Genomic DNA, 24,432 nt, shown 5'->3' with positions numbered 1-24,432 from the left:
CGAAAACGCCAGGCCGTTGCTGTTCAGGTGCTCGGATTACTTGAGAACGGCCAGCGCCGCTTCGTAATCAGGCTCTTCTTTGATTTCCTTGACCAGCTCGCTGTGCAGGACCTTGTCGTTCTCGTCCAGCACCACCACGGCGCGGGCAGTCAGGCCCTTGAGCGGACCGTCGGCGATGGCGACGCCATAGTTGCTGGCGAATTCCGCCGCGCGGAAGGTCGAAAGATTCTTGACGTTTTCCAGGCCTTCGGCGCCGCAGAAACGCGCTTGCGCGAATGGCAGATCGGCAGACACGCAGAGCACCACAGTGTTGGCCAGCTCGTTGGCCTGCGCGTTGAACTTGCGCACCGAGGTCGCGCAGGTTGGCGTGTCCACGCTCGGGAAGATGTTGACGATTTTGCGTTTGCCAGCGAAGGTCGCCAGCGTCGCTTCGGACAGATCGCCCGCTACCAGCGTGAACGCCGGCGCAGCAGCACCAGCTTGCGGCAGTTGACCATTAACGGTGATCGGGTTGCCACCAAGCGTCACTTGAGCCATGAACTGATTCCTTCTGGTTTTTGGGAAGAGGCAAAGTTAACCACGATTCCTTTGACCAAGAAAGACGCTGCGGTTTGAGGCATGCAGCGCAGGCGCTTGGAAGCGGCGCCTGCGAGGGTGGATGTGCAGACGAGGGCGAGGCGATCAACTGGCCTTCGCGTGAGGCATCTGCTTGTGGCGCAACTCGTCACGCAGCTCCCCAACCAGCTGAAGAATCGCGCGACTGCTGCTGAATCGCTCATGGGCGATGCCGCTGACGCTCAAATCGACTTGCCCGGTATCGGGGTTGTGGATACGAATCATCAACGTATTGCCCTCTTCTTCCAGGCATTCGCACCGGAGGGGCAGAAACTCCGACTCGATGATCTGACGCATTTCCAGCGGGCATAAACCTAATGCTTGCATGATGGCGATCCTCAGACAGTGATTCGACGCGGCAGGCAGGGCCTGCAGTAGTCTTCTGGTATATACCTGTCAGCCATGGACCGCAAAAGCCTGCGGACAACCTGCACTCGTAATCCCACGCCTGATGATCCAGATCAACAAACCTGGCAACCAAATCCCGCCAAAAATCGATTCAGCCATCCGATAAACCAAATCGACCATTTATCTGGTTTTACTACCCACGCGACAGCCGGGAGGCGTAATCCCAGAAAGCAGTCCGGCCTGTCGCGATACGAATGTTCGGGGCAAGCGCCTCGCTACAAAGGTTCGCCAGGGCGCGCCTGCAGCGTTGCACCGAGATCCAGCAGGTCGATCAAAGCGCGCGCATCGTAGGGCGCCCGTACCTTGACATCGTCATCGAAATAGCAGAATACCTCGCGTGCCGTTCGCTTTTTCGCCTTGGTCGAATCGATAGTCACTGCATCGTCGACCCGCTGCCCCGCCGCCCAGCGTTCGATGCGCCGGCGCCAGTGCTCGAGCGCCTCGGCCGAATAGCCGCTCTTGTACAACTCAGCGTCGCCGTGCAGGCGTATATAGATGAACTCCGCGGTCAAGTCCTCGGCGTAGGGCCACTTGCCTGCCGTGTCAGCCACCACCAGCGCAACCTTGTACTTGCGCAGCAAGGCAATGAACTCGGGCACCGCAAAGCTGGCGTGGCGAATCTCCACTGCATGGCGCAACTTGCCGCGCTTGGGCATATCCAGGTAACCCGGCTTGCGCAACCGCTCGTCACAGCCCTCGGCACACCGGCGCGCTTGCGCCATGGTCTGCGGCAGCAATTGCAGGAAATGCTCGAAGCGCTCGGCATCGAATTTGAAGTTTGGCGCAAACTGCCACAGCAGCGGCCCGAGTTTTTCCTTGAGTTGAAACACCCCGGAGGCGAAAAAATTCGCCAAAGGCACTTCAATCTCGCGCAGCCGCCGCGTATGGGTAATGTAACGCGGGCCCTTGACGCTGAAGACGAAGCGCTCGGGCGCATCGCTGTACCACTGCGCATAACGCTCAGGGGTCTGCAGGGCATAGAACGAACCGTTGATTTCGATACTACTGACCGCTCGTGAGGCGAAATGCAGTTCGTTCTTCTGCGCTAGGCCTTCGGGATAGAAATCCTTGCGCCACGGCGCATAGCGCCACCCTGATATACCAATATGCACGCCGGTCATACGCCTCTCCACTCGGGGATACTGAAGGTCCGACCCAGCTGAAAGGCACCCGGTTCACTCCCATCCTGACGACCACTCGACCGAACTGAAGTGCTTACACGCAAAATAATGCGAACCCCCGGCGCTCCCCTCAGTCACATCTTTCAGATTAATAACCTGAGCGTGCAGGCGAGCGCAACGGTGCCCGGATTCGCCTGCGCGCGGTGTGATGCCAACGCTTGCGCTCCTGGCGGCCGGTCACGCTCCGCAGTCAGCCATGTGCGTACTGGGCAGCAGTCCCCTGCCGTCCCCCATCGTCGCCCGCGACGGAGCCGTTGGAGCCGCTATAGATGAACCAGACCGCCCACAGCGTAAAATCCCTGCCCGCCCACAACGATGCCGCTCAGCGTTATCAGAGCGTGCGCCGCTACACCGAACAGTTGATCGCGCCGCTGAGCGCTGAGGACCTGGTCGTGCAATCCATGCCCGACGCCAGCCCCGGCAAATGGCACCTGGCGCACACCACCTGGTTTTTCGAAACCTTCCTGCTGCAGCCCAACCTCGCCGACTATCGCCCGTTCGATGCGCACTTCGCCTACCTGTTCAACTCCTACTACGAGGCCGTTGGCCCCCGCCAGCCGCGCCCGCAGCGGGGCATGATGACGCGGCCGACGCTCGACCAGGTGCTGGCCTATCGAACCTACGTCGACCTGCACATGCAGGACTTGCTGCAAACCACGCTCAATAAGGAAGCCCACGAACTGTTCGACCTGGGCCTGGCACATGAACAGCAGCATCAAGAGTTGCTGCTGATGGACACCCTTCATCTGTTCAGCCTGTCGTCGCTCAAGCCTGCCTACGACTCCCTATGGCCGCGCGACAAACCTGGACGCAAGGGTAAATGGCGCGCGCTGGACGGCGGCTTGCAGGCTATAGGTCATCAAGGCGAAGGCTTCTCGTTCGACAACGAAAGCCCGCGACACAAGGTCTGGCTGGAACCGTTCGAGATCAGTGATCGGCTGGTCACCAACGGTCAATGGCTGGCGTTTATCGAAGCCGGCGGCTACCAGCAAGCCGGGTGGTGGCTCTCAGAGGGGTGGACGACGGTCCAGGCCGAGGATTGGCAGGCGCCCTTCTATTGGTATCGGCAAGACGACGCTTGGTACGAGTTCAGCTTGCGTGGCTTGCACCCGCTGGACCCGAATGCACCGGTGACCCATGTCAGCTATTTCGAGGCCGCCGCCTATGCCCACTGGGCCGAGGCACGCCTGCCCACTGAAGCCGAATGGGAAGTCGCCGCCCACGCCGGGCTATTGGAACAACTTGACGATGTCGGCTGGCAGTGGACCCAGAGCGCCTACAGCGCCTACCCCGGGTTTCGCCCTGCGGCCAGCGCTGTGGGTGAATACAACGGCAAGTTCATGATCAACCAGATGGTTCTGCGCGGTGGCGCCAGCGTCACCAGCCCCGACCACGCCCGCCCGGCCTATCGAAACTTCTTCGCCGCCAACCAGCGCTGGATGTTCAGCGCCGTGCGGCTGGCCAGGGATACCCGCCCTGCCCTGTGCAACGGGCCGGAAACCGAAGGTCAGGACGAGGAACGCAAAGCCTTCGCCGCTGATGTGATCGTCGGGCTGTCGGCACCGCAGAAAAGCCTGTCGCCCAAGTACTTCTACGACACCCTCGGCTCGCAACTCTTCGAGGACATCTGCGAGGCGCCGGAATACTACCCGACCCGTGCCGAGGCGGCGCTGTTGACCCGCGTCGCGCCGCAAATGGCCGCGTTGATCCCGGATGACGCCGCGCTGATCGAGTTTGGCAGCGGCGCCAGCGAGAAGACCCGCCTGCTGCTGGATGCCACCCCGCAGCTGGGCGTCTATGTGCCGATCGATATCTGCCCCAACGCGCTGCAGCGGGCTTGCGAGCAACTGCGCAGCGCCTATCCGAATCTGCAGATTGCCCCTCAGGTGGACGACTTCACCAAGGTCATGCACTTGCCAGAGGCGACTCGCGACCGGGCTCGAGTGGGCTTCTTCCCTGGCTCGACCCTGGGCAACTTCACCCATGCCCAGGCCGTGGACTTCCTGCGCGCGACCCATCATCTACTGGGTCGCGACGCGCGCTTCATCATTGGGGTCGACATGGTCAAGGACAGCGCCATCCTCGAAGCCGCCTATGACGACGCGGGCCAAGTGACAGCGCGCTTCAACAAGAACCTGCTGACCCGCATGAACCGCGAGCTGGACGCCGACTTCGATCTGGCCACCTTCGCTCACAAGGCGCTGTGGAATGCCGAGCTGGCGCGTATCGAGATGCACCTGGTCAGCCAGCGTGACCAGATCGTCCACGCGGCAGGGCAAGCCTTCGCCTTCAAGGCCGGCGAGTCGCTGCACACCGAGAACTCGCACAAGTTCACGGTGCAGTCCTTCACTGCCCTGGCCGCCCAGGCGGGCTGGAAAGTCAGCCATCAATGGCTGAGCGACGACCCGCAAGTGGCGCTGTTCTGCCTCGCCTAGGCCGGCAGGAGACCGCTGAGCAATCAAATGGAATTATTTGACGCGCGTCACACTCTGTACTGCATCACAAGGAGGATTCACAGCACCATGAACAGCGCAAAACTCTTCGTCATCGACTACACCCTCCACGGGGCGCCGAAATCATTCGTGATCCGCGCCGCAAACATGGACAACGCCGAAGCCTGGCATTGGGCGAGTTGTGACGCAGGCGTGGGCCGAATAGGCAAATTCGGCCGCGACCAGGTCAAGAAGACCAGCAAGCCGATCGCCGAGAAGTTCGGTATCGAAGAGGTGCACTGGCGCCAGGCCTGACTCTCGATCAAACGCCGTACTCTGTGGGAGCGGGCTCTGCCCGTGAAATAGCCTCGGCCTGATACCTGACCGGGCCAGCGCCCTTTCGCGGCCAGTGCCCGCTCCCATATTTGCCTGCATCGCCCGAGATAGACAGCTCCCTCGGGAACCCCAGCTCCAACACAGGGTCGGTTCTTACTGAACCCTTTCACCGGAGCTGTACCCGCATGGATCACTTGCTGCCCGAACGCTGGCTCGACAAACTGCCCATGCCCTGGCTGGCGACCCTCGCCGCCGCACTCGTTGCCGTTATCGTCATCCTCCTCATCCGCTGGGTCGGCCTGGTCGTGCTGCGCCGCCTTTCCAAACCCTTCCTGCTCGCCCAACAATTGCTGCACAACGCCGAGCAACCTTCTCTGTGGCTGATGCCGCTGCTGGCACTGCAATCGGTGTGGACGTCCGCCGACGACGATCTGCTGCTGATCAAGAGCGTGCGTCACGTCAACGGCTTGCTGGTCACTGCCGCAGTGATCTGGCTGGCGCTGCGCTTCGTACGCGCGGTCGCCCACACCATCGCCCTGCGCAACCCCCTGGAGGTCGAGGACAACCTCAACGCCCGGCGCATTCAGACCCAGGTGCGGGTGCTGGTGCGCTGCCTGAACGTGCTGGTCATCCTGTTCGGCAGTGGCCTGATCCTCATGAGCTTCCCGGCCGTGCAGCAGATCGGCACCAGCCTGCTCGCCTCCGCAGGCCTGGCCGGGCTGGCCGCCGGTTTCGCCGCCAAGCCGGTGTTGGGCAACCTGATCGCCGGGCTGCAGATCGCCATCAGCCAACCCATCCGCCTCGATGACGTAGTCATCGTCGAAGGCGAATGGGGGCGCATCGAAGAAATCACCGGCAGCTACGTGGTGGTCAAGATCTGGGACGAAAGGCGCCTGGTGGTGCCCCTCACCTACTTTATCGAAAAGCCGTTCCAGAACTGGACGCGCGCCAGCGCCAATATCATTGGCTCGGTATTTCTCTGGGTCGACTATTCCATGCCGCTCGAAGCCCTGCGTGAAGAAGCCAAGCGCGCCTGTGACGAGATACCTCATCTGTGGGACGGGCGCGTTTTCGTACTGCAGGTCACCGACACCAGCGAGAAAACCATGCAGATACGCATCCTCCTCAGCTCGCTGGACTCCTCCAGGAACTTCGATGCGCGCTGTCACGTGCGCGAGCGTCTGATCGCCTTCATCAATCATCAATATCCCGAATGCCTGCCGCAGCTTCGTGCCGAAATGTCGACAAAAACGGCGCGGCCGAACCCGCAAGAGCCTGATATCACTCATGAGATCGAACGTCAGCCACCGGTGTGATTATTTTTGTGGGAGTCCGCGCGAACGCGCTGGACGGGGTGTAGCGGGTGAATCGTCTTGCGGCTTGAACCTTACAACGCTTGATCGTTGGCGATCATTGCCTGTACGACCACGCCTTTCTGTGCGTCGGTCAATTCGTCCCAGCAGTGCACTTTCACGTAGTAACCCAGACCGATGGCAATGTAGAGCCCCAGGCCAGTGATCATGGCGATGGCGGTTTTCGACAAACGCCCGTCGCTGTCCTCATAGCGGTTATAGGACTCGTCGCGTGGCTGTGCGGTGAAGCCTTGCAGTACGCGTCTGGCGAATTGGAACAGGTAAAACAGAACGATGCGCCCCATGGCGAAATTAGTCCTCAATAAATTGAACGGTGGCAAACGGCCATTGTCACAGGTACCGATTGCAAGAAATGCCATGAAAAGGCCATCAGCCTTTGCGGCAGTTGTATGATAACTGATTTGATTTTCGGATTCGAACATGTTGCAAGGTATTTCGACGAGCGTGGTGCGACAAATTGGCTCAGAGTGCAGCTCTGTATCGCTGTACCAGCCCCTGGCTAGCGCCTGGCGAAGTGCACTCATTTGAGACATCGCGCACAGATATGACACTTTATTGACTTGTCTAGATTTCTCGCGCCAAACGGTCGTCACACTCTGTGTTTTAAGATTTCTTTATATTAATCAATTACCTATAAGACTTTACTAGAAATAGAAGGAGGTTCGACTAGCCGACCGGCCGTAGCACCCATGACGTGGCCTAATGCTTGCACCGCTGAATCCGACATTTTAATGGCACGCGCAGGACACATTACCGATGCCTTGTGTTAAAGTCGCCGCCACCAATTGAAGCAATTTTCGATCCGCCCTACGCCACCAGAACCGCTCTGCGCACTCACTCTCAACAACGGGAGTTTGTGGCGGTAGCATGGCTGCACGTGTTCGGATGTGTTCGAATTTTTTATTCGCCCCACTGATCCCCCATGCGTAGCGATATGCATCGACTAACCTTGCGTTGAACCTGTCATTGCCTCGCGCCACTTGCGAGAGCGAGTGGCGCGCGCGAGGAAGTGACTCCAACGACAAGCAGGCAAAGGACAGTGCGATGAATAAAGTGCGAACGACAGTACTGGCTGCAGCGTTGATGGCCGCGAGCGCCTATACACTGGCGGCAAATCAGGTCTCGATGGTTCAGGTCAATCTCGCAGGCGCAGAGTTTGCCGGTGGCACCCTGCCCGGCCGGCCGAACTACGACTACATGTTCCCAACCACTACGTCGCTTAATGCCTGGAAAGCCAACGGCATAACAGTCGTGCGCGTCCCAGTGCTCTGGGAGCGACTGCAACCGGTGTTGAATCAGCCGTTGGATTCGGTGTACGCCAAACTGATCGACAAGACACTGAGTATGGCCAATGACCGCGGCATGACCGTCATTCTGGATATCCATAACTACGGCACCTACCGCACCAAATTGATCGGCTCCACCGATGTCACCCTGAGCCAGTACGCGAACCTCATGTGGCGTGTCGCCGACCGCTGGAAAGGCAATCCCGGGCTCAACGGCTACGACATCATGAATGAGCCGCACGACGCATTCGATGCCGGCTGGCCCGCCGCCGCGCAAGCCGGTATCAACGGCATCCGCCGTTTCGACACTGTCAAGCCGATCTATATCGAGGGGCGCTCCTGGTCAAGCGCCGACCGCTGGGCGACGGTCAATGGCCCGCTACTGACGCTTCGCGACCCGTCCAACAATTTGATTTTTTCCGCGCATCTTTATTTTGACGCAGATGCCAGCGGCACTTACAAAACCGGCCCCGGCGACAACTTCGACCTCGATATCGGCGTCAAGCGCGCTACGGCGTTCGTTGAGTGGCTCAAACGCAACAATCGACGCGGGCATATCGGCGAGTCCGGCATACCTGGCAACGATCCACGCTGGACACAGGCAATGGATCGCCTGCTTACCTACTTGCAGAAACACTGCGTGCCGCTGACGTATTGGGCAGCGGGCCCGCTTTGGGGCGACTACCCCCTTTCCATCGAGCCGCGAGCCGGTGTGGTCAAAGCGCAATGGACCGTACTGAGCAAATACGTACAGACACAAAGTTGCCCATGATGCAGTTGGCCAGCTCCTTTCTTCGGGACCGGCCTTTCACGTTTTTTATAATTCCCGGTGCCTTAAATGAAAGCAAAGAACAACGCACGTTCGCTGATTCCACTGTCTGCGCTGCTGTGCGCCAATGCCTGGGCAACTGATCCGCAGAGCATCAAGATCGCCGAAGGACTCAGCTTCACACCGACACTCGAAGTCAGTGAACGCTACGACGACAACTTCCGCGAGGTCAACACTCACACCGAATCCTCTTGGATCACCCGTATCTCGCCGACCTTCGCCTTGGGGGCCGAGACCGAAAAGATGGCCTACCGTGTCGCGTATAAAGCCGACAGCGACATCTTCGAAGAGAGCACCAAGGACAACAACACCGACCACTATCTGGACGCCGATGCACGCTTCAATTTCGATTCTCGCAATCGCCTGAAGCTCAGCGCCGGCTACCAGAAAATCGAAGAAACCGCGACGATGGATCAGCGGATCGAGAACGATAAATATACCGTCAGCCACGCAGGCGGCACCTATACCTACGGTGCCAACAGCGCCCGCGGTCAGATTGAACTGGGCGGCGACTATGCCCAGTTGCGCTTCCAGAACGGCATGCACCTCAACGATGACAAAGAACGCGACACGACTGCTCTGGTCAGCACTTTCTATTATCGCTTGAGCCCCCGCACGCGTGCGCTGGTCGAGGGTCGCTACACCGACTACGACTATGTTTCCAATACCCGCCTCAACAGCGAAAAGCTCGCTCTGCTCGGTGGCGCGGAGTGGGAAGCCACGGCCAAGACCAGCGGCAGCATCAAGATCGGTGCCGAGCGCAAAACCTATGACACTTCGGGCATCAACAGCGCATCAGGCTCGTTGTGGGAAGTGGGCGCCAAATGGAAGCCGCGCACCTATTCGACATTCGATATCAAAACCCGCCAGGCGCTGATCGAAGGCGACGACGGCGCCAGCTCGATCAAGCAAACCAGCGGCTCGCTAGGCTGGGAACATTACTGGGCGACGCGCTTCAGTACCGAGATCAGCTATCAGCGCGTGGAAGAGGAATACCAGGACATCACCCGTAACGACAGAATCAACAGTTATGGTGTTGGGTTCAAATACAAAATGCGTCGCTGGATGGACGTGTCGATGAACTACCGTCATGCCAAGGATGACTCCACCGAGGCCGAACAGAGCTACACCCGCAACATCTACATGCTGAGCTTCGCGTTCAGTCTGTAACTACCAGGGCACAGCCGGAAATTTGGCTTATCCGGCAACTCGAATAAAAGTCATTTTTACACCGGCCGTAAATTGACCTCACATAAACGCCAAGCATTTGCCGTCATTTAAACGGCAAACACCCCTGCAAGGCGTTTATGACGACATAATAAAAATACATACAAGTATTTGATTTAATTGGTTTTTATCCAGCTTTCGGCACACCTGTATTTTTCCTCGTAATTTTTACAGTGGCCGCTTGCCAAGCCTTTGCTCCATCCCTAGTATTCAGAAAAAGGGGATAGCCTTTTGCCTTCCCCCAAGGCCGGCGTCAATAACCGGACGCGAATGAAATCAAGCCCTCGTCATAAAACGCTGCCCTAGAACAGCGGTCGCACAACAAACAACAACTGCCTGTCACAACGCCTGTTCGACCCGCCGGACATTTCCTCGGATCGAATGTAGCGCGGTGCCAGTTGCAATAAAGCTTTCAAGATCTGGCGATAAATCTTGGAGCGGTAGCGCTTCTCAACAAAGCCGTCGCCGCCCTATGCCTTGCCTCTCTATAACAGTGAGTGTTCACCATGATTATTCGCACCCTGCACAGTGTTTGCGTCGCCGCACTGCTCCTTCTTGCTCAAAACGCGAGCGCTGAAGGCAACGCCGAGTACAAGTTAGGCTCTGGCGATGTCATCAGCGTCAATGTCTTCGGCGAGCCCGACCTCAGTGTTAAACAACTGCGCCTGACCGATGCCGGGACATTTTCGTATCCCTTCATTGGCGAGGTTCAGGCGCGTGGACACACCGCAGCCGAAATCGAACAGTTGCTGGTCAGCAAGCTCAAGGGTGATTACCTGGTCAACCCGCGTGTCTCCGTCAGCGTGCTCGAATACCGCTCGTTCTATATCAGCGGCGAGGTCAAGACGCCGGGCGGGTACCCCTTCCAGCCAGGTCTGACGCTGCGCCGTGCCGTCGCACTGGCCGGTGGATTCACCGAACGAGCATCGGAAAACAAGATCACCATCGTGCGCGACGCCAGTCCGGAAAAAGGCAAGGAAAAAGCCAATCTGGATGCGGTGATCAAACCAGGCGACACCATCACTGTTGCTGAAGGCTTCTTTTAAGCAAGCCCGCCGCCCACTTCATTGCTGCCCGACGATAGCGTGCTCTTCAGCCCGCGCGCGCGTATTCACCTTTCTCAGAGTTAGCCATAATGGAAAATAACCTCCCGGTTGCAGTTACATATCCGCAGGTCCTGCCTCGGGAAAAGAGTGAAGACGACATGGAGCTGTTGAAGCTCTGGCGCAGTATCTGGCACCGCAAGGCGGCGATTCTAGGCTTTACGGGCGTCGTGACAGTCGCTGCACTGGTCGCATCGTTCGCGATGACGCCGGTGTATCGCGCGCAAGTGTCGATGATGATCGACGAAAAAGGCGCCAAGCCGATTTCATTCGACAACACCATTGCCGCAGACAGCACCACCAGCCAGTACATGGAAACCCAGTTCGAGCTGCTGAAATCCCGTTCGCTGGCCGAACGTGTGGTTCAGGAGCTGAACCTGACCCACAGCCCGCAATTCGACGCCCGGCAAAAATCCTCTTTCGCGATGACCCTGGGCCATTGGCTGACCGCAGCCGGCCTGGAGCGCTTCGTGCCGGCCTCCGTAATGCTGAAACTCAAGGGCGGCCCAGAACTCAACGATGAGCAACGCCTGGCCGCGACCACTCGCGCGTTCATGGACCAGATCAGCCTCGAGCCACAGGGCAAAAGCCAGCTTGCCAAGCTGCAGGTCGATCTCAACGACCCACAGATGGCCGCCGCGGCCGCCAACGCCCTGGCCAAGGGTTTTATCGAGACCCAACTGAAAACCAGTATTGGCTCCTCGGAAACCGCCACGAACTGGATGAACGGCCGACTTGGCGAGCTGGGTGACAAACTCAAGCAATCTGAAGCGCGGCTGCAGGCCTATCGCGAATCGGAAAACCTGGTTGACGTCAAAGGCGTAGGCACCATCAGCGCCACTGAACTGTCGATGACCAGCGAACGCATGATCGACGCGCGCCGTGCCCGCGCCGAAGCGCAAAGCCAATACCGTCAAGTGCAGGCGATGGGCAAAGGTGGCTGGGAACAGCTGGCCAGCGTACCTGCCGTACTGGCAGATCCGGTGGTCCAGCAATTCAAGGCCCAACAGGCCAAAGCCCAGGCCAAGGTCGATGAACTGTCCAGCCGCTACGGTGCTCGTCACCCAGCCATGGACGCCGCACGCTCCGAGCTGAACGCAGCGTCGGCCAGCCTCAAGGCCCAGGTCGAACAAGTCGCCGCCGGCATCGAACGCACGTATCAACTGGCCGCTGCCAACGAAGGCTCGCTGCAAGCGTCGGTAAATACCAACAAGTCGCAGATCCAGGACATTTCCCGCAAGGAATTCAAGCTTCAGGAACTGCAACGCGAAGTCGACAGCAACCGCTCTCTTTACGACACGTTCGTGACTCGCATCAAGGAAACGACCGCGACTGCCGACATCAACAGCAGCAATACGCGCATCGTCGATGCCGCCATGGCGCCGTCCGATCCCATCAAGCCGCGCAAGTCGCTGATCGTTGCGTTCGCCATTCTCATGGGCTTGGTCATTGGCGCGGCCGTCGCGTTGCTGATCGACGCGTTGAACAACACATTCCAAAGCGTCGAACAGGTCGAAGAGCACCTGAATATTCCTGTAGTCGGTATTCTGCCGCTGGTGGGTCGTCGTGATCGCAAGCAGCTGGCGAAGATGTTCAATCACGGTCGCTACACCCGCTTCAACGAATCGATCCGGACTATCCGTACCAATGTCATGTTGAGCGGCTACGAAAAGCCACAGCAAGTCATCGTGATCACTTCATCGGTACCGGGCGAAGGCAAGACCACCGTCTCCATCAACCTTGCACAAGCGTTGGGTCAGATGGAGAAAGTCCTGCTCATCGACGCCGACTTGCGCCGCCCTGCCCTGGCCAAGGCCTTGGGTCTGCCGACCAACGCGCCAGGGCTGTCCAACTTGATCAATGGCACCGAGACGTTCGAAAAATGCGTGACCACCATCGACAGTATCGATGTGATCTGCGCCGGCTCCGCGACTGATCGGCCGCTGGAGCTGCTGTCCTCGCCACGCTTCGCGCAAGCGCTCGAAGCGCTCAAGGGACGCTACACCCGAATCATCATCGATACCTCGCCAACCCAGGCGGTCAGCGACTCCAAAGTGCTGGCAACGCTGGCGCAGTCGGTGCTCTATGTCGTCAAGTCGGCGTCGACTTCCATCTCGCTCGCCGAGAAAGGCGTCGGCCAATTGCTGCAGCACCGTGCTCCGGTGCGCGGCATCGTGATCAACCAGGTGGATATCGGCAAAGCCAGCAAGTTTGGCAACCGCTTCGACGGGTATTACGACTATCACGGTTACAGCCAGACGCCCTCCCATTCTGCGACATGAATGACCGGCGCCTGCCCAGGCGCCCTATCCACTTGGCCTATTGATCAAGCCACTGGCGACTGCCCGTGGACTACTCCTTTTCATGCTCATCCGGAGCAGGTACAGACTCATGGACAAAAAACGCGCGTTGATCACCGGCATCACAGGTCAGGACGGTTCCTACCTGGCGGAGCTGCTGCTGGAAAAAGGTTATGAAGTTCACGGGATCAAACGCCGTGCCTCGTCGTTCAATACTCAACGCGTGGACCACATCTATCAGGATCGCCACCAGGAGAATGCCAATTTCGTTCTCCACTACGGTGACTTGTCGGACTCCTCCAACCTCACCCGCCTGATGCAACAGATCCAGCCGGACGAGGTGTACAACCTGGGTGCCCAGTCCCACGTTGCCGTGAGTTTCGAGGCGCCTGAATACACGGCGGACGTCGATGCCATGGGGACATTGCGTCTGCTCGAAGCCATTCGCCTGCTGGGCCTGGAGAAAAAAACGCGCTTCTACCAGGCGTCCACCTCTGAGCTCTACGGCTTGGTGCAGGAAACCCCGCAAAAAGAAACCACGCCCTTCTACCCCCGCTCGCCCTATGCAGTGGCCAAGCTCTATGCCTACTGGATGACCGTCAACTACCGCGAAGCCTACGGGATGTACGCGTGCAACGGCATTCTGTTCAACCATGAATCTCCGCGCCGTGGGGAAACCTTCGTGACGCGCAAGATCACTCGCGGCATGGCCAACATGGCCCAGGGGCTGGAGCCGTGCCTGTACATGGGCAACATGGATTCGCTGCGCGATTGGGGCCACGCCAAGGATTACGTGCGCATGCAGTGGATGATGCTGCAACAGGAGCAGCCGGACGACTTCGTGATTGCCACCGGCGTGCAGTACTCCGTCCGCGAATTCATCGGCTGGGCCGCTGCCGGGTTGGGCATTACCCTGCGTTTCGAAGGCACGGGCATCGATGAGCAAGCCATCGTCGAACGCATAGACGGCGACATGGCGCCGGCCCTGAAGGTCGGCGATACACTGGTGCGCGTCGATCCGCGTTATTTCCGCCCGGCCGAGGTCGAAAGCCTGCTGGGCGATCCGAGCAAGGCCAAGCGCCTGCTGGGTTGGGTGCCGGAAGTCACCGCGCAGGAGATGTGCGCGGAGATGGTCCGCGAGGATCTCAAGATCGCCCAACGCCACGCACTGCTCAAGCTGCATGGTCACGAGATGCTGGTGTCCGTCGAATAATCCATGTGACCGGTTGCCGGCCCCCATGATGGGTGCCCGGCGACAGCGCTCTGCCCTTTTTTTGCAGGAGAATACCTGATGCAGCAACGTCCACGCGTATTCGTCGCGGGTCACCGCGGGATGGTCGGTACGGCCATCGTGCGTCAGCTCGAACAGCAACCGATCGAACTGATCACTCGCACCCACGCTGAGCTCGACCTGATAAACCAGGCCGATGTCGAGGCGTTCTTCGCGGCCGAGCGTATCGATCAGGTTTATCTGGCCTCCGCCAAGGTCGGTGGCATCCACGCGAACAATACGTTCCCGGCCGAGTTCATCTACCAGAACCTGATGATCGAGGCCAACGTGATCCAGGCCGCCCACCGCCACGGCGTGGACAAACTGCTGTTCCTCGGCTCCTCGTGCATCTATCCGCGCGATGTCCCGCAGCCTATGCGTGAAGATGCGCTGCTGACCGGCGTACTGGAATCCAGCAACGAGCCCTATGCCGTGGCGAAGATCGCCGGGATCAAACTGTGCGAAAGCTACAACCGTCAGTACGGTCGCGATTATCGCAGCGTGATGCCGACCAATCTGTACGGGCCGCACGACAATTATCACCCCGAAAACAGCCATGTCATTCCCGCTCTGCTGCGTCGTTTTCATGAAGCGACGCAACGCGGCGACGAGGAAGTGGTGATCTGGGGCAGTGGCAACCCGATGCGTGAATTCCTGCACGTCGACGACATGGCTGCGGCCAGCGTCCATGTGATGAACCTCGATCGCGTCACCTACGATGCCCACACCTCGCCAATGCTCTCGCACATCAACGTCGGTACCGGTGTCGATTGCACCATCCGCGAACTCGCGCAAACCCTTGTACGGGTGACCGAGTACACCGGACGGCTGAGTTTCGACAGCAGCAAACCGGATGGCACACCCCGCAAACTGATGGATGTTTCACGCCTGACGTCGCTGGGCTGGGCTGCACGCATCAGCCTCGAGGACGGCTTGCGCGATGCCTATCAATGGTTCGTGGACAACCAGCAACACGCCCGAGGCTGAGTACACATCTATGGCTGATCCCCAGTTGTCTGGCGTTGCGACTGATTCACTCAGCCTGCGCCAATGGCTCGCCAAAGCCCGGCAAAGCCCGCTGTTCCGGCAGATCCTGACGGCAGTCTCGGGCACCGCATTTGCACAAGCCATCAACCTGGCGATGATTCCGATCGTCATGCGTATCTACGGTCCTGACGCGTTCGGGGTGCTGGGCACCTTTTCGAGCATCAGCATGGTCCTGATTCCCGTGGCCGCCCTGACCTGGCCGATGGCGATCGCCCTGCCCCGGCGGGTATCCGATGCCAAGGCTCTGGTGCGTCTTTCGTTGATGGTGGCGTTGGCGATAGCGGTAGCCTTGGGCGTCGTACTGTTCTTCTGGGGTAGCGCGCTGGCTGACCTCACCGGCTTCGGCATCCTCGCGCCCTATCTGATGTTGTTGCCCCTGGCGATGTTCAGCGGCGCGGTGCTCGAGATCACTCAGCAATGGCTTTACCGCGAGCAGCGCTTCAGCCTCACCGCAGGCGGCGCTACCGTGCACGCCCTGTGCTACAACTCGATGCGCAGTCTGGCGGGCCTCGTCAGCGCGTCGGCACCCGTGCTGGTGATCACCACGGCGCTATATCACGCCATGTATGCGTCAGTGCTACTGGGCGCCATGGGCTTGAGCAAAGGCAAAGCCGCGCACCCCGCCGCGGCCGCACCAGAGGTCGAAGAGGCAGCGATCGAGGACAGTAGATCGCTGATCAAGCGCTACAGCGACTTCCCACTGTTCCGCGCCCCACAAGTGCTGATCAATGCGCTGGGCTACAACATGCCGACCTTGGTCCTGGCGGCCTCGTTCGGGGCCATCCCGGCAGGTTTCTTCGCCCTGTGTGCACAGGTGCTGAGCATGCCCACCAACCTCATGGGTAAATCGGTGGGCGACGTTTACTATCCGCGGGTGATCAAGGCCATCCATGCCGGCGAACGCTTGCTGCCGCTGCTGGCCAAGGGCGTCGCAGGGCTTGGACTGATCGGCCTGCTGCCGTTCGGCGCGTTGATGCTGTTCGGCCCGCAGATGTTCGTCATTGCATTCGGTGCGCCATGGGAGCAGGCCGGCGAGTTCGCCCGCTGGCTGGCACTGGCGGAGTTCATCGGCTTTACCGCACGCCCCTGCACGGTATCGATCCCAGCGCTGAACCTGCAGGGCCGGTATCTGGCAGTCGAAGTCGCCAGTACTGCCCTGCGTATCGCCGCAGCACTGGCAGGCGCGGCGTTGTATCAAAGCCCGGTCGGGGTAGTGATTGCGTATGGTGCAGCCAATAGCGTGATCAGCCTTTTCGTCATCGCCATGGTATTGCACGAAGCACGCCGCCTGGACCGCTCGAGGTGCAAGGATGGCCAATAGACCGGTCTCGCGCTTTGCAACCTCCACCGCCCATCCGGACTACATCGACCTGGGCAAGACCTGGCGAGCGGTGCGCTCACGCAGGACGGCGATCGGCGCCCTGCTACTGGCGTTCCTGGCCTGCGCCAGTCTGCTGATCGTCGCTATTGATCCGCTTTACACTGCACGCGCCACGCTGTTGGTCCAACCCCTGGCGTCCAAGCCCTGGCTCGCAGCCCAGGCCCATGAGTCAGCGGCGCGGTCGGAAGAAATGCTGCAGACGCAGGTCAGCCTGATCCAGAGCAGAGGGGTCGCAGAAAGCGTGGTCCGCGAGCTGAATCTCGCTACCCACCCGCTGTTTGATATCCGCCAGCAACAAACCTGGGCCACGCGCCTGCGCACCGCCGTGCAGGGCCCCAGGCTCGGCCCGGTGAATTCAGGCGATGCAGATGCACGGGATGCGAAGGCCTTCGCCAAGGCAGTCGAATTGCTGATGGATCGAACCACGGTCGCCATCACCGGTGAAAGCCGCGTCCTGTCGATCGACGTCACGTTGCAGGATCCACAACTCGCCGCCACCGTCGCCAATGCCTTGGCCCGAGGTTACGTGCAGCGCCTGCAACAGCTGCACCAAAGCGCCGCATCCGGTTCCAGCCAATGGATGAAGGGCCGCATGGCCGAACTGCGTGACTCGTTGCAAGCCTCCGAAGCGCGCCTGCAAGCGTATCGCGAAGCGCACCATTTGACCGACATCGACGGTTCCAATACCCAGGGCCTGAATGACTTCACGCTCAACACCGAACATCTGATCGACGCACGCCGCCAGCGCGCCGAGGCCGAGAGCCAATACCGCCAGCTGCAGGCGATCCCCGCGCAGGACTGGCAGCAACTCGCCAACGTCCCTGCCGTACTTGCCGACACGTTGGTACAGGAGCTCAAGACTGCTCAGGCCAAAGCCGATGCCAAGGTCCAGCAACTCAGTGCCCGCTATGCCAGCGCCCATCCTGCGCTGTTGGCCGCTCAGGCCGAGCTGAGCACGGCGAACGCCAGCTTGCGCAGCCGAGTGGCCCAGGTGTGCGCCGGTATCACTAACGACTACCAACTCGCGCTGGCCAATGAAAGTGCGCTGCGTGATGCCGTAGATGCCAGCAAGGCCCAACTGCAAACCGCCTCCCGAGAATCATTCGAGTTGCAGGCGCTGAGCCGTGCCGTCGACAACGATCGCAACACGTACAACGCGTTCGATCGTCAATTGCGGGAAACCGAAGCCGGCAAGAACGTCGACGTGCGCAACGTTCGCGTCATTGACGCAGCCCTGAGCACTCAACCGAGCGGCCCGCGCAAGGCCACCGTGCTGTTCACCGCAGCGCTCCTGGCGCTGATGCTGGGCACCGCATGGGCGCTGCTGCGCGGGCGGCTGCATCAGACCTTCAATACCGCCGCAGACCTCACGGGCAAGATTGATCTGCCGCTCTGGAGCGTGCTGCCGCGCATCGCCCGCCGCGCCAGACGCACCGCTGAATATTGCTTCGAGCGCGACCAGGACCCTGGGTTCTGTGAAGGTATTCGCACCTTGCGCACTTGCGTAACGCTGACCGACCGCCATCTCGACAGCCGAGTGCTGCTGGTGACGTCATCCATACCTGGGGAAGGCAAAAGCACCGTTGCCGCCAATATGGCTTTCGCGTTGAGCAAGCTGCAAAAAGTATTGCTGATCGAAGCCGACTTGCGGCGCCCCGCGCTGGCCGAGCGACTGGGGATGAACCCCCGCCAACCTGGCCTTGCCGACCTGGTGGCGGATCGTGCGCTGGTTTCCGAATGTCTGCATCGCGACGGCAACATCGACGTGATCGCGGCAGGGACGTCGCCTCACGATCCGCAGGCCATACTGACCAGCACGCGCTTTGCCGAGCTGCTGGCGCAGTGGGCCGTTCGCTACGATCGGGTGATCATCGACTCGCCTTCGACGCTTTCGGTCAGCGACAGCGCCTTGCTCGCCCATCAGGCCGACGGTGTGATCTACGTGATCAAAGCCGATAGCACCGCAGTATCGCTGGTGCGCAAGGGTATCGCGCACCTGCAACGCAGCGGCGCGACGTTTTTCGGCATCGTGCTCAACCAGGCCGATCCCGACAACCTCCTCCCGCAACAGCCGCAGCGCATACCCCTGCAGGCGTTGAAGGGCATGTCAATGGCAGAGGCCGAACCTACGGCCGCTACTCGTACGAGACCGTCGTCGTGATCAGGACATTGTTCGCTACCCGCAACATCTTGCTGCTGATACTGCTGCTGGACTCGTCCTGCCTGTTCTTGACCGATGACAAGAAAGCCGGCATCCCCTACCTGCGCGAGCTGTTCATCGTCCTGGTGCTGGCCAGCGCGCTGCTGCTGATGGTGACCTGGAAACGCGTCCACCACTCGCGCACTGCAGTGTGGATCATGATTTTCGGGCTGGGCTTGCCAAGCCTGTCGGCGGTGCTGGCTCACCTGAGCCTCGGTCAGCCGATCTTGTATGGCCTGCTCGAAGAGCGGCGCAGTTTCCTGTACCTGCTGTTTTTTCCGTTCTACTTCCTGATGATCAAGTTGCAGCCAACGCAACGCCAGCTCGAACAGTTCTTCCTGATTTCAGGTTTGGCCTGTGTGGTGGTCGGCTTCTGCTATTACCTGGGGATCGTATCGCCCAATACCAATGTCAGCTTCAACGTTGACGAGAAGGATTTCGGCAACAATCCGCTACGTCCGGATCGGTACCGGATCGGTACCGGCTATCTGTCGCTGTGCGCCTTCATGTTGATGTACAGCCTCAAACGTCGCATCACGGCGTGGAAGGTGATCCTGCTACTGGCGTTCGCCGCCGATCTGTGGCTGGTCAACCAGACGCGCAACGTGATGGTCATCTGGGCGGCAGGGGCAATGTGGATCTTCCGCGATCGCCCCGCGATGCTGTTGAAGATGGCCGCCATGGCGTTTGGGTTGCTGCTGGTGGCGTATGCCATCAAGCCGGAGTTTTTCATCAATCAATATGAAAAACTCACGGCGCTGGTATCAGAGGCCGCTGACTCGCCCAGTGTGCGCGCGACCACTATCTCCATCATTCTGCGCGAGGTGCAAAGCCACTGGTTTACCGGCATGGGCGCTCTTTCGCTGCAATGGGAGGGCGGTTTCTCAAGCCTCTACAGTTCGTATTTCTACCTGTCGGATGTGGGCATCCTGGGCGTGTACTATCGCTTCGGCATACTGACTCCGTTCATTGCCCTGCTCTACTACATCGGCTTCTGGCGAATCATGCGTCAGTGCCGAGCCCAGGGTGATCTGCTCGCTGCTTTCAAATTGGATTTCACCTTCGCTTTTTTCAACCTGGTGCTGTCCAACTCGATCATGTACGGCGGTGAGATCTCGGGGATCTCGGCGGCTATTTTCCTTTACCTCGCTCGGCAGCCAACGGCCGCTACGACGTCAACTCATCAGGAGCCTGCGGCCAATGGTCCAGTTCAGCATCGTCACTATCAACCGCAATAATCTCGCTGGACTGATCAAGACCTACGCGAGCATCGCCGCGCAGACGTATCAGCACTTTCGCTGGATCGTGATGGATGGCGCCTCGACCGATGGCTGCGTCGAGTGGCTCGGTAACGTCCAGGACCCCCGCGCCGAAATCACCTCGGAGCGCGACAAGGGTCTTTACGATGCAATGAACAAAGGCTTGGCTAGCGCTGTAACGACACCTGGCTACACGCTGTTCCTGAACAGTGGCGACACGTTTCACGATGCCGACGTGCTCAAGCAGGTGGCGCACGCGATCCAAGCAGCGGGTTGCGTACCGCGTTATGTCTATGGCGACTATTGCCTGGAGGATGCAACAGGAAAACTCACGCCAGTGGCGGGCAAGGCGATCAGTCACTTGCATTTGGGCATGCCCACCAGCCACCAGGCCATGTACTTCGAAAACCAGCGGTTGAGCACGGTCCGTTTTCGCGACGAATATAAACTGTCGGCGGACTACTGCATGATCATTGAGTTTGTATCCGGCATGGACCTCGGTGAAGAAATACTGCGTCTGCCGATCACACTGTGCAACTTTGATTCGACAGGTATTTCGCAAACTCGGCGGTTCGATGCGCTGAAGGAAGACCGAATCATTCGCCAGCGTTTCCTCAAACACTCGGCCCTGCGCGCCGGTGCACTTTACTTCATGCACTTCGTGCACACGCACACCAAGATATGGCGCGCGCCCAGCAGTTCATGACGGGCCGTAGCATGGGTCAGACCGCTGAAAACACAGGTTTTTTGACCCCGTAATTTGACGCCAGCAACATGACAATACGCGCTCGACTTAATTCTGGCGCCTTGATAAAAAGTGTTTTTGCGCCCAATAAATAACTGGAATTTTTTTGACGTTAATTCACTTTGTTACTTGCTCCAGTGGTGTGCCGTCTCTATTATGGAACACATCAGTGAATCTGATGTCATAACGCTAGCATAACCGACATATTTCTGGCGCTGCTGCTCAGGTTGCCACGACGCTGTCATCGAACAGCGCTAAAACAATAAGGAGTCTTCGACTCCAGCCACACCTTTTCCCTGTCAGCCCTGCAAACGTCAGCGCATTCACGTGCAATGCGTCTGGTGATTTGGGCCCGTTCTCAAGAATTGACGACCAATCTTGGGGCGGTAGCATGGCCGAAACTCAACCGCTTCACCTCGTATTGATCCAGCCGTTGTTTTATGACCACACACGCTACAGCTGCCTGCGAGCCAGTCGCTGGCCGTGCGTTTGTGTTCGACTTACATTCATCTTCAAAAGAGCGATCCTCTCCCATGATCATTCGCCTGCTGTGCGCATTGTTTTTCGCAGGACTGTCGAGCCTTGCTCAATCAGCAATTGCCGCAGGAAACGCCGAGTACAAACTTGCTTCCGGCGACGTCATCAGTGTCAGCGTGTTCGGTGAAAAAGACCTGAGCTTCGAGAAGATAGGTCTGACCGACGCCGGCACCTTCAGTTACCCATTTATTGGCGAGGTGCAGGCCAAAGGCCGGACTGCCGCCGAGATCGAGCAGACTCTGATCAGCAAGCTCAAAGGCGACTATCTGGTCAACCCCAAGGTCTCGGTCAGTGTCGTGCAATACCGCGACTTTTTTATCAGCGGCGAAGTGACCAAGCCCGGTGGCTATCCCTTCCAGCCAGGCCTCACGTTAGGGCGGGCAGTGGCACTGGCGGGCGGCTTTACCGAGCGTGCTTCGGACAGCAAGATCACCATCGCGCATGACCAGGGCAACACCAAACCCGTGGAAAAAGCCAGCCTGGATACGCCTCTCCTGCCCGGTGACACCATCACCGTGCCTGAAGGCTTTTTCTGATTCGCAGATCGCTACACAACGGGGCAGCCCGCCATTCGGGTAGACCAGTACGCATCCGTGCGTGCGCACTTCATCAAGAGCATAGTTGATCATGGACAGCCACCCTCAAATCCTCCATACAGGCCTGCGCACCTTGCGTGTCGAGCCTGCTAACGACTCCATTCAACTGATGAAGCTGTGGCGCGTGATCTGGAACAGCAAGTTCAGTATCGCCGCCCTGGTCATCTTCGTGACGCTGATGGCGGTGGTCGCGGTCACCGTCATGACGCCCGTCTACCGGGCGACGGCCACATTGCTGATGGACGATAGCAAGAAGCAGGTGGTGTCGTTCGATACCGCTGGCGGCGGCGAGCGCAGCAACAGCCAATACATCGAAACCCAGGCCGAAATCATCCGGTCCCGTTCGCTGGCGACTCAAGTGGTCCAGACACTTGGCTTCACCAGTGATCCGGTGTTCAAGATCGGCACACCGGGGCAATCCGACAGCCTGATCAAGCGCACACTGGTAAGCCTTGGCCTGGCCAAGGTGTTCCCTGGCTTGAACAGCACCACGCAGGTACAGACGGCCACCCCGTTGCTCGACAGCGTCACCCGCCAATTCATGGACACCGTGACCGTGGATCCCCAGGGCAAAAGCCAGCTGGTGAAGGTTCAGGTTGAAATGGTCGATCCCAACAAGGCTGCACTTGCCACCAATACGCTGGTGCAGGCCTATATCGATGGGCAGGCGAAAGCCAACATCGGCATGTCCGAATCCGCCAGCGTGTGGATGAACGGCCGTATCAAGGAATTGGCCGAGCAGTTGAAAGAGTCCGAGACTCGCCTGCAGGCCTACCGCGAAGCCGAGAATCTGGTCGACGTTCAAGGTGTCAGCACCATCAGTGCGACTGAACTGTCGATGACCAGCGAACGCATGATCGATGCCCGCCGCGCCCGGGCCGAAGCCGAAAGCGAATACCGCCAGGTACAGGGGCTTGGCCAGGACAATTGGCAACGACTGGTCACCGTGCCGGCCGTCATGGCCGACCCGGTGGTTCGCCAGTTCAAGGCCGATCAAGCCAGAGCCAACTCCAAGCTGCTGGAGCTATCCAGCCGCTACGGTCCACGCCACCCTGCTGTGGATTCCGCTCGCACCGAACTGGATGCGGCAACCGCCAGCTTGCGCGGTCAGGTCGAACAGGTCGTCGCCGGTATCGAGCGTAATTACCAGCTCGCCGCCGCCAACGAGAGCTCGCTTAAAGCGTCGGTCAATACCAATAAATCCCAGATTCAGGACATCTCGCGCAAAGAGTTCAAGCTTCAGGCACTGCAGCGAGAAGTCGACAGTAACCGTCAGCTGTACGACACCTTTCTCAATCGCCTGAAGGAAACGACCGCCACCGCTGACTTGGCCTCGAACAGCACGCGCATCATCGACCTGGCCGCCGTGCCGAACAAGCCGGTCAAGCCCAACAAGCCCGTGCTCGTCGCCCTCGCCTTCCTGCTGTCGTTGTTCCTGGGTTGCGCCCTGGCGCTGCTGCGCGATGCGTTGAAAAACACTTTCAGCAGCATCGATCAGATCGAAAACCGCCTCAACCTGCCAGTCCTGGGCATCGTGCCGTTGATGAAACGTCGCAAGCGCAAGGACTTGGCCAAAGTATTCAATGATCACAACCATCATCGCTTCAGCGAAGCGATTCGCAGCATCCGCACCGGCGTGATCCTGGCCAACCCCGCTGATCGGCACCTGCAGGTGATCGTCATGACTTCGTCGATTCCCGGCGAAGGCAAGACCACCGTGTCGATCAACCTCGCGCGCGCGTTGGGAAAAATGGAAAAGGTCCTGCTGATCGACGCCGACCTGCGTCGCTCTACCGTGGGCGAAGCGTTTGGTTTCGCCAAAGGGCGTGTGGGCCTCACCGACCTGATCAATGGCAGCGCGACGCTGGCCGAGTGCATTCAGGAAGTGGAGGGAATCGATGTCCTGTGTGCCGGTTCAGGTACCAGTTCACCGCTGGAGTTGCTGTCATCGCCGCGTTTTGCCAAGGCACTCGAATTGCTCAAGGGCAAATACCGTCGCATCGTCATCGATACGCCGCCAGTACAAGCGGTGAGCGATGCCGTGGTGCTCTCGACATTGGCCGACTCGACGATTCTGGTGGTCAAGTCCCCCACGACCCGCAGCTCGCTGGTCGAAAAAGCCGTCGCGCAACTGTTGCAACACCGGGCGCCTTTGCGGGGTGTCATCGTCAACCATGTCGATATCAAGAAATCGCTCAGGACCGGTCAGCGCTTCGATGGTTACTACGATTATTACGACTACAGCGCCAGCGCCTCGGTGCCGAGCTGACCGCGTACCGCAGTGGCCATGGCGCCAAGGCGCCCACT

At 59.3% G+C, this 24,432-nt stretch carries 19 protein-coding genes; 15 read left to right on the top strand and 4 right to left on the bottom strand.

Annotation, left to right across the window (positions count from 1 at the left end; genetic code table 11):
- Nucleotides 1-36 precede the first annotated feature (36 nt).
- The 3 genes from tpx to REH34_RS28530 form a co-directional block, all read right to left on the bottom strand.
- Nucleotides 37-537 carry a thiol peroxidase gene (tpx, locus tag REH34_RS28540; protein ID WP_226502423.1) on the bottom strand — a complete coding sequence of 167 codons (501 nt, stop codon included), beginning with the start codon at nucleotides 535-537 and terminating at the stop codon, nucleotides 37-39.
- A 144-nt stretch (nucleotides 538-681) separates the two neighbouring features.
- On the bottom strand, nucleotides 682-942 hold the full coding sequence (locus REH34_RS28535; RefSeq protein ID WP_311970085.1) for a DUF1652 domain-containing protein: 261 nt from the start codon (nucleotides 940-942) through the stop codon (nucleotides 682-684).
- A gap of 296 nt (nucleotides 943-1,238) precedes the next feature.
- On the bottom strand, nucleotides 1,239-2,144 hold the full coding sequence (locus tag REH34_RS28530; RefSeq protein WP_311970084.1) for a DUF72 domain-containing protein: 906 nt from the start codon (nucleotides 2,142-2,144) through the stop codon (nucleotides 1,239-1,241).
- 329 nt (nucleotides 2,145-2,473) lie between these two features.
- On the opposite strand from REH34_RS28530, the gene egtB reads away from it, so the two are divergent.
- The 3 genes from egtB (at nucleotide 2,474) to REH34_RS28515 (ending at nucleotide 6,288) form a co-directional block, all read left to right on the top strand.
- Nucleotides 2,474-4,639, top strand: coding sequence for an ergothioneine biosynthesis protein EgtB (gene egtB / locus REH34_RS28525; RefSeq protein ID WP_311970083.1), 2,166 nt, complete (start codon nucleotides 2,474-2,476; stop codon nucleotides 4,637-4,639).
- An 87-nt stretch (nucleotides 4,640-4,726) separates the two neighbouring features.
- Nucleotides 4,727-4,951 carry a DUF6555 family protein gene (locus REH34_RS28520; RefSeq protein WP_226502419.1) on the top strand — a complete coding sequence of 75 codons (225 nt, stop codon included), beginning with the start codon at nucleotides 4,727-4,729 and terminating at the stop codon, nucleotides 4,949-4,951.
- A 206-nt stretch (nucleotides 4,952-5,157) separates the two neighbouring features.
- On the top strand, nucleotides 5,158-6,288 hold the full coding sequence (locus tag REH34_RS28515; RefSeq protein ID WP_311970082.1) for a mechanosensitive ion channel family protein: 1,131 nt from the start codon (nucleotides 5,158-5,160) through the stop codon (nucleotides 6,286-6,288).
- Nucleotides 6,289-6,359: 71 nt separating this feature from the next.
- Here the strand turns inward: REH34_RS28515 and REH34_RS28510 are convergent, their stop codons facing one another.
- Nucleotides 6,360-6,629 (bottom strand): hypothetical protein, encoded by a 270-nt coding sequence (locus REH34_RS28510; RefSeq protein WP_311970081.1) that lies wholly within the window; start codon nucleotides 6,627-6,629, stop codon nucleotides 6,360-6,362.
- Nucleotides 6,630-7,299: 670 nt separating this feature from the next.
- Between REH34_RS28510 and REH34_RS28505 the strand changes: the two genes are divergently transcribed.
- The 12 genes from REH34_RS28505 to REH34_RS28450 all read left to right on the top strand — a co-directional run bounded on the left by REH34_RS28505 (nucleotide 7,300) and on the right by REH34_RS28450 (nucleotide 24,394).
- Nucleotides 7,300-8,403, top strand: a complete 1,104-nt coding sequence (locus REH34_RS28505; RefSeq protein ID WP_311970080.1) for a glycoside hydrolase family 5 protein — start codon at nucleotides 7,300-7,302, stop codon at nucleotides 8,401-8,403.
- 66 nt (nucleotides 8,404-8,469) lie between these two features.
- A complete protein-coding gene (locus tag REH34_RS28500; RefSeq protein ID WP_311970079.1) occupies nucleotides 8,470-9,630 on the top strand; it encodes an outer membrane beta-barrel protein in 1,161 nt (386 codons plus the stop codon).
- 563 nt (nucleotides 9,631-10,193) lie between these two features.
- On the top strand, nucleotides 10,194-10,733 hold the full coding sequence (locus tag REH34_RS28495) for a polysaccharide biosynthesis/export family protein (protein WP_311970078.1): 540 nt from the start codon (nucleotides 10,194-10,196) through the stop codon (nucleotides 10,731-10,733).
- A 158-nt stretch (nucleotides 10,734-10,891) separates the two neighbouring features.
- Nucleotides 10,892-13,072: a polysaccharide biosynthesis tyrosine autokinase gene (locus tag REH34_RS28490; protein ID WP_311970077.1), complete on the top strand. Its 2,181-nt coding sequence runs from the start codon at nucleotides 10,892-10,894 to the stop codon at nucleotides 13,070-13,072.
- Nucleotides 13,073-13,181: 109 nt separating this feature from the next.
- Nucleotides 13,182-14,303 carry a GDP-mannose 4,6-dehydratase gene (gene gmd, locus REH34_RS28485; protein WP_311970076.1) on the top strand — a complete coding sequence of 374 codons (1,122 nt, stop codon included), beginning with the start codon at nucleotides 13,182-13,184 and terminating at the stop codon, nucleotides 14,301-14,303.
- A gap of 78 nt (nucleotides 14,304-14,381) precedes the next feature.
- Nucleotides 14,382-15,347 (top strand): GDP-L-fucose synthase, encoded by a 966-nt coding sequence (locus REH34_RS28480; RefSeq protein WP_311970075.1) that lies wholly within the window; start codon nucleotides 14,382-14,384, stop codon nucleotides 15,345-15,347.
- A gap of 10 nt (nucleotides 15,348-15,357) precedes the next feature.
- Nucleotides 15,358-16,728, top strand: coding sequence for a lipopolysaccharide biosynthesis protein (locus tag REH34_RS28475; RefSeq protein ID WP_311970074.1), 1,371 nt, complete (start codon nucleotides 15,358-15,360; stop codon nucleotides 16,726-16,728).
- Complete coding sequence (locus REH34_RS28470) at nucleotides 16,718-18,949, top strand: polysaccharide biosynthesis tyrosine autokinase (RefSeq protein WP_311970073.1); 2,232 nt, start codon at nucleotides 16,718-16,720, stop codon at nucleotides 18,947-18,949. Before REH34_RS28475 ends, REH34_RS28470 begins: the two co-directional genes overlap by 11 nt.
- Nucleotides 18,946-20,226 carry a hypothetical protein gene (locus REH34_RS28465; RefSeq protein WP_311970072.1) on the top strand — a complete coding sequence of 427 codons (1,281 nt, stop codon included), beginning with the start codon at nucleotides 18,946-18,948 and terminating at the stop codon, nucleotides 20,224-20,226. The genes REH34_RS28470 and REH34_RS28465 overlap by 4 nt, the downstream gene beginning before the upstream one ends.
- Nucleotides 20,189-20,953, top strand: a complete 765-nt coding sequence (locus tag REH34_RS28460; RefSeq protein WP_311970071.1) for a glycosyltransferase — start codon at nucleotides 20,189-20,191, stop codon at nucleotides 20,951-20,953. Before REH34_RS28465 ends, REH34_RS28460 begins: the two co-directional genes overlap by 38 nt.
- Before the next feature lie 479 nt (nucleotides 20,954-21,432).
- Nucleotides 21,433-22,065: a polysaccharide biosynthesis/export family protein gene (locus REH34_RS28455; protein WP_311970070.1), complete on the top strand. Its 633-nt coding sequence runs from the start codon at nucleotides 21,433-21,435 to the stop codon at nucleotides 22,063-22,065.
- A 91-nt stretch (nucleotides 22,066-22,156) separates the two neighbouring features.
- Nucleotides 22,157-24,394: a polysaccharide biosynthesis tyrosine autokinase gene (locus tag REH34_RS28450; RefSeq protein ID WP_311970069.1), complete on the top strand. Its 2,238-nt coding sequence runs from the start codon at nucleotides 22,157-22,159 to the stop codon at nucleotides 24,392-24,394.
- Nucleotides 24,395-24,432 lie beyond the last annotated feature (38 nt).

The sequence above is a fragment of the Pseudomonas baltica genome (genome assembly GCF_031880315.1).
Lineage (GTDB): Bacteria > Pseudomonadota > Gammaproteobacteria > Pseudomonadales > Pseudomonadaceae > Aquipseudomonas.
The sequence above is the reverse complement of the archived record's forward strand: the minus strand, read 5'-3'. Positions and strand labels throughout refer to the sequence as shown.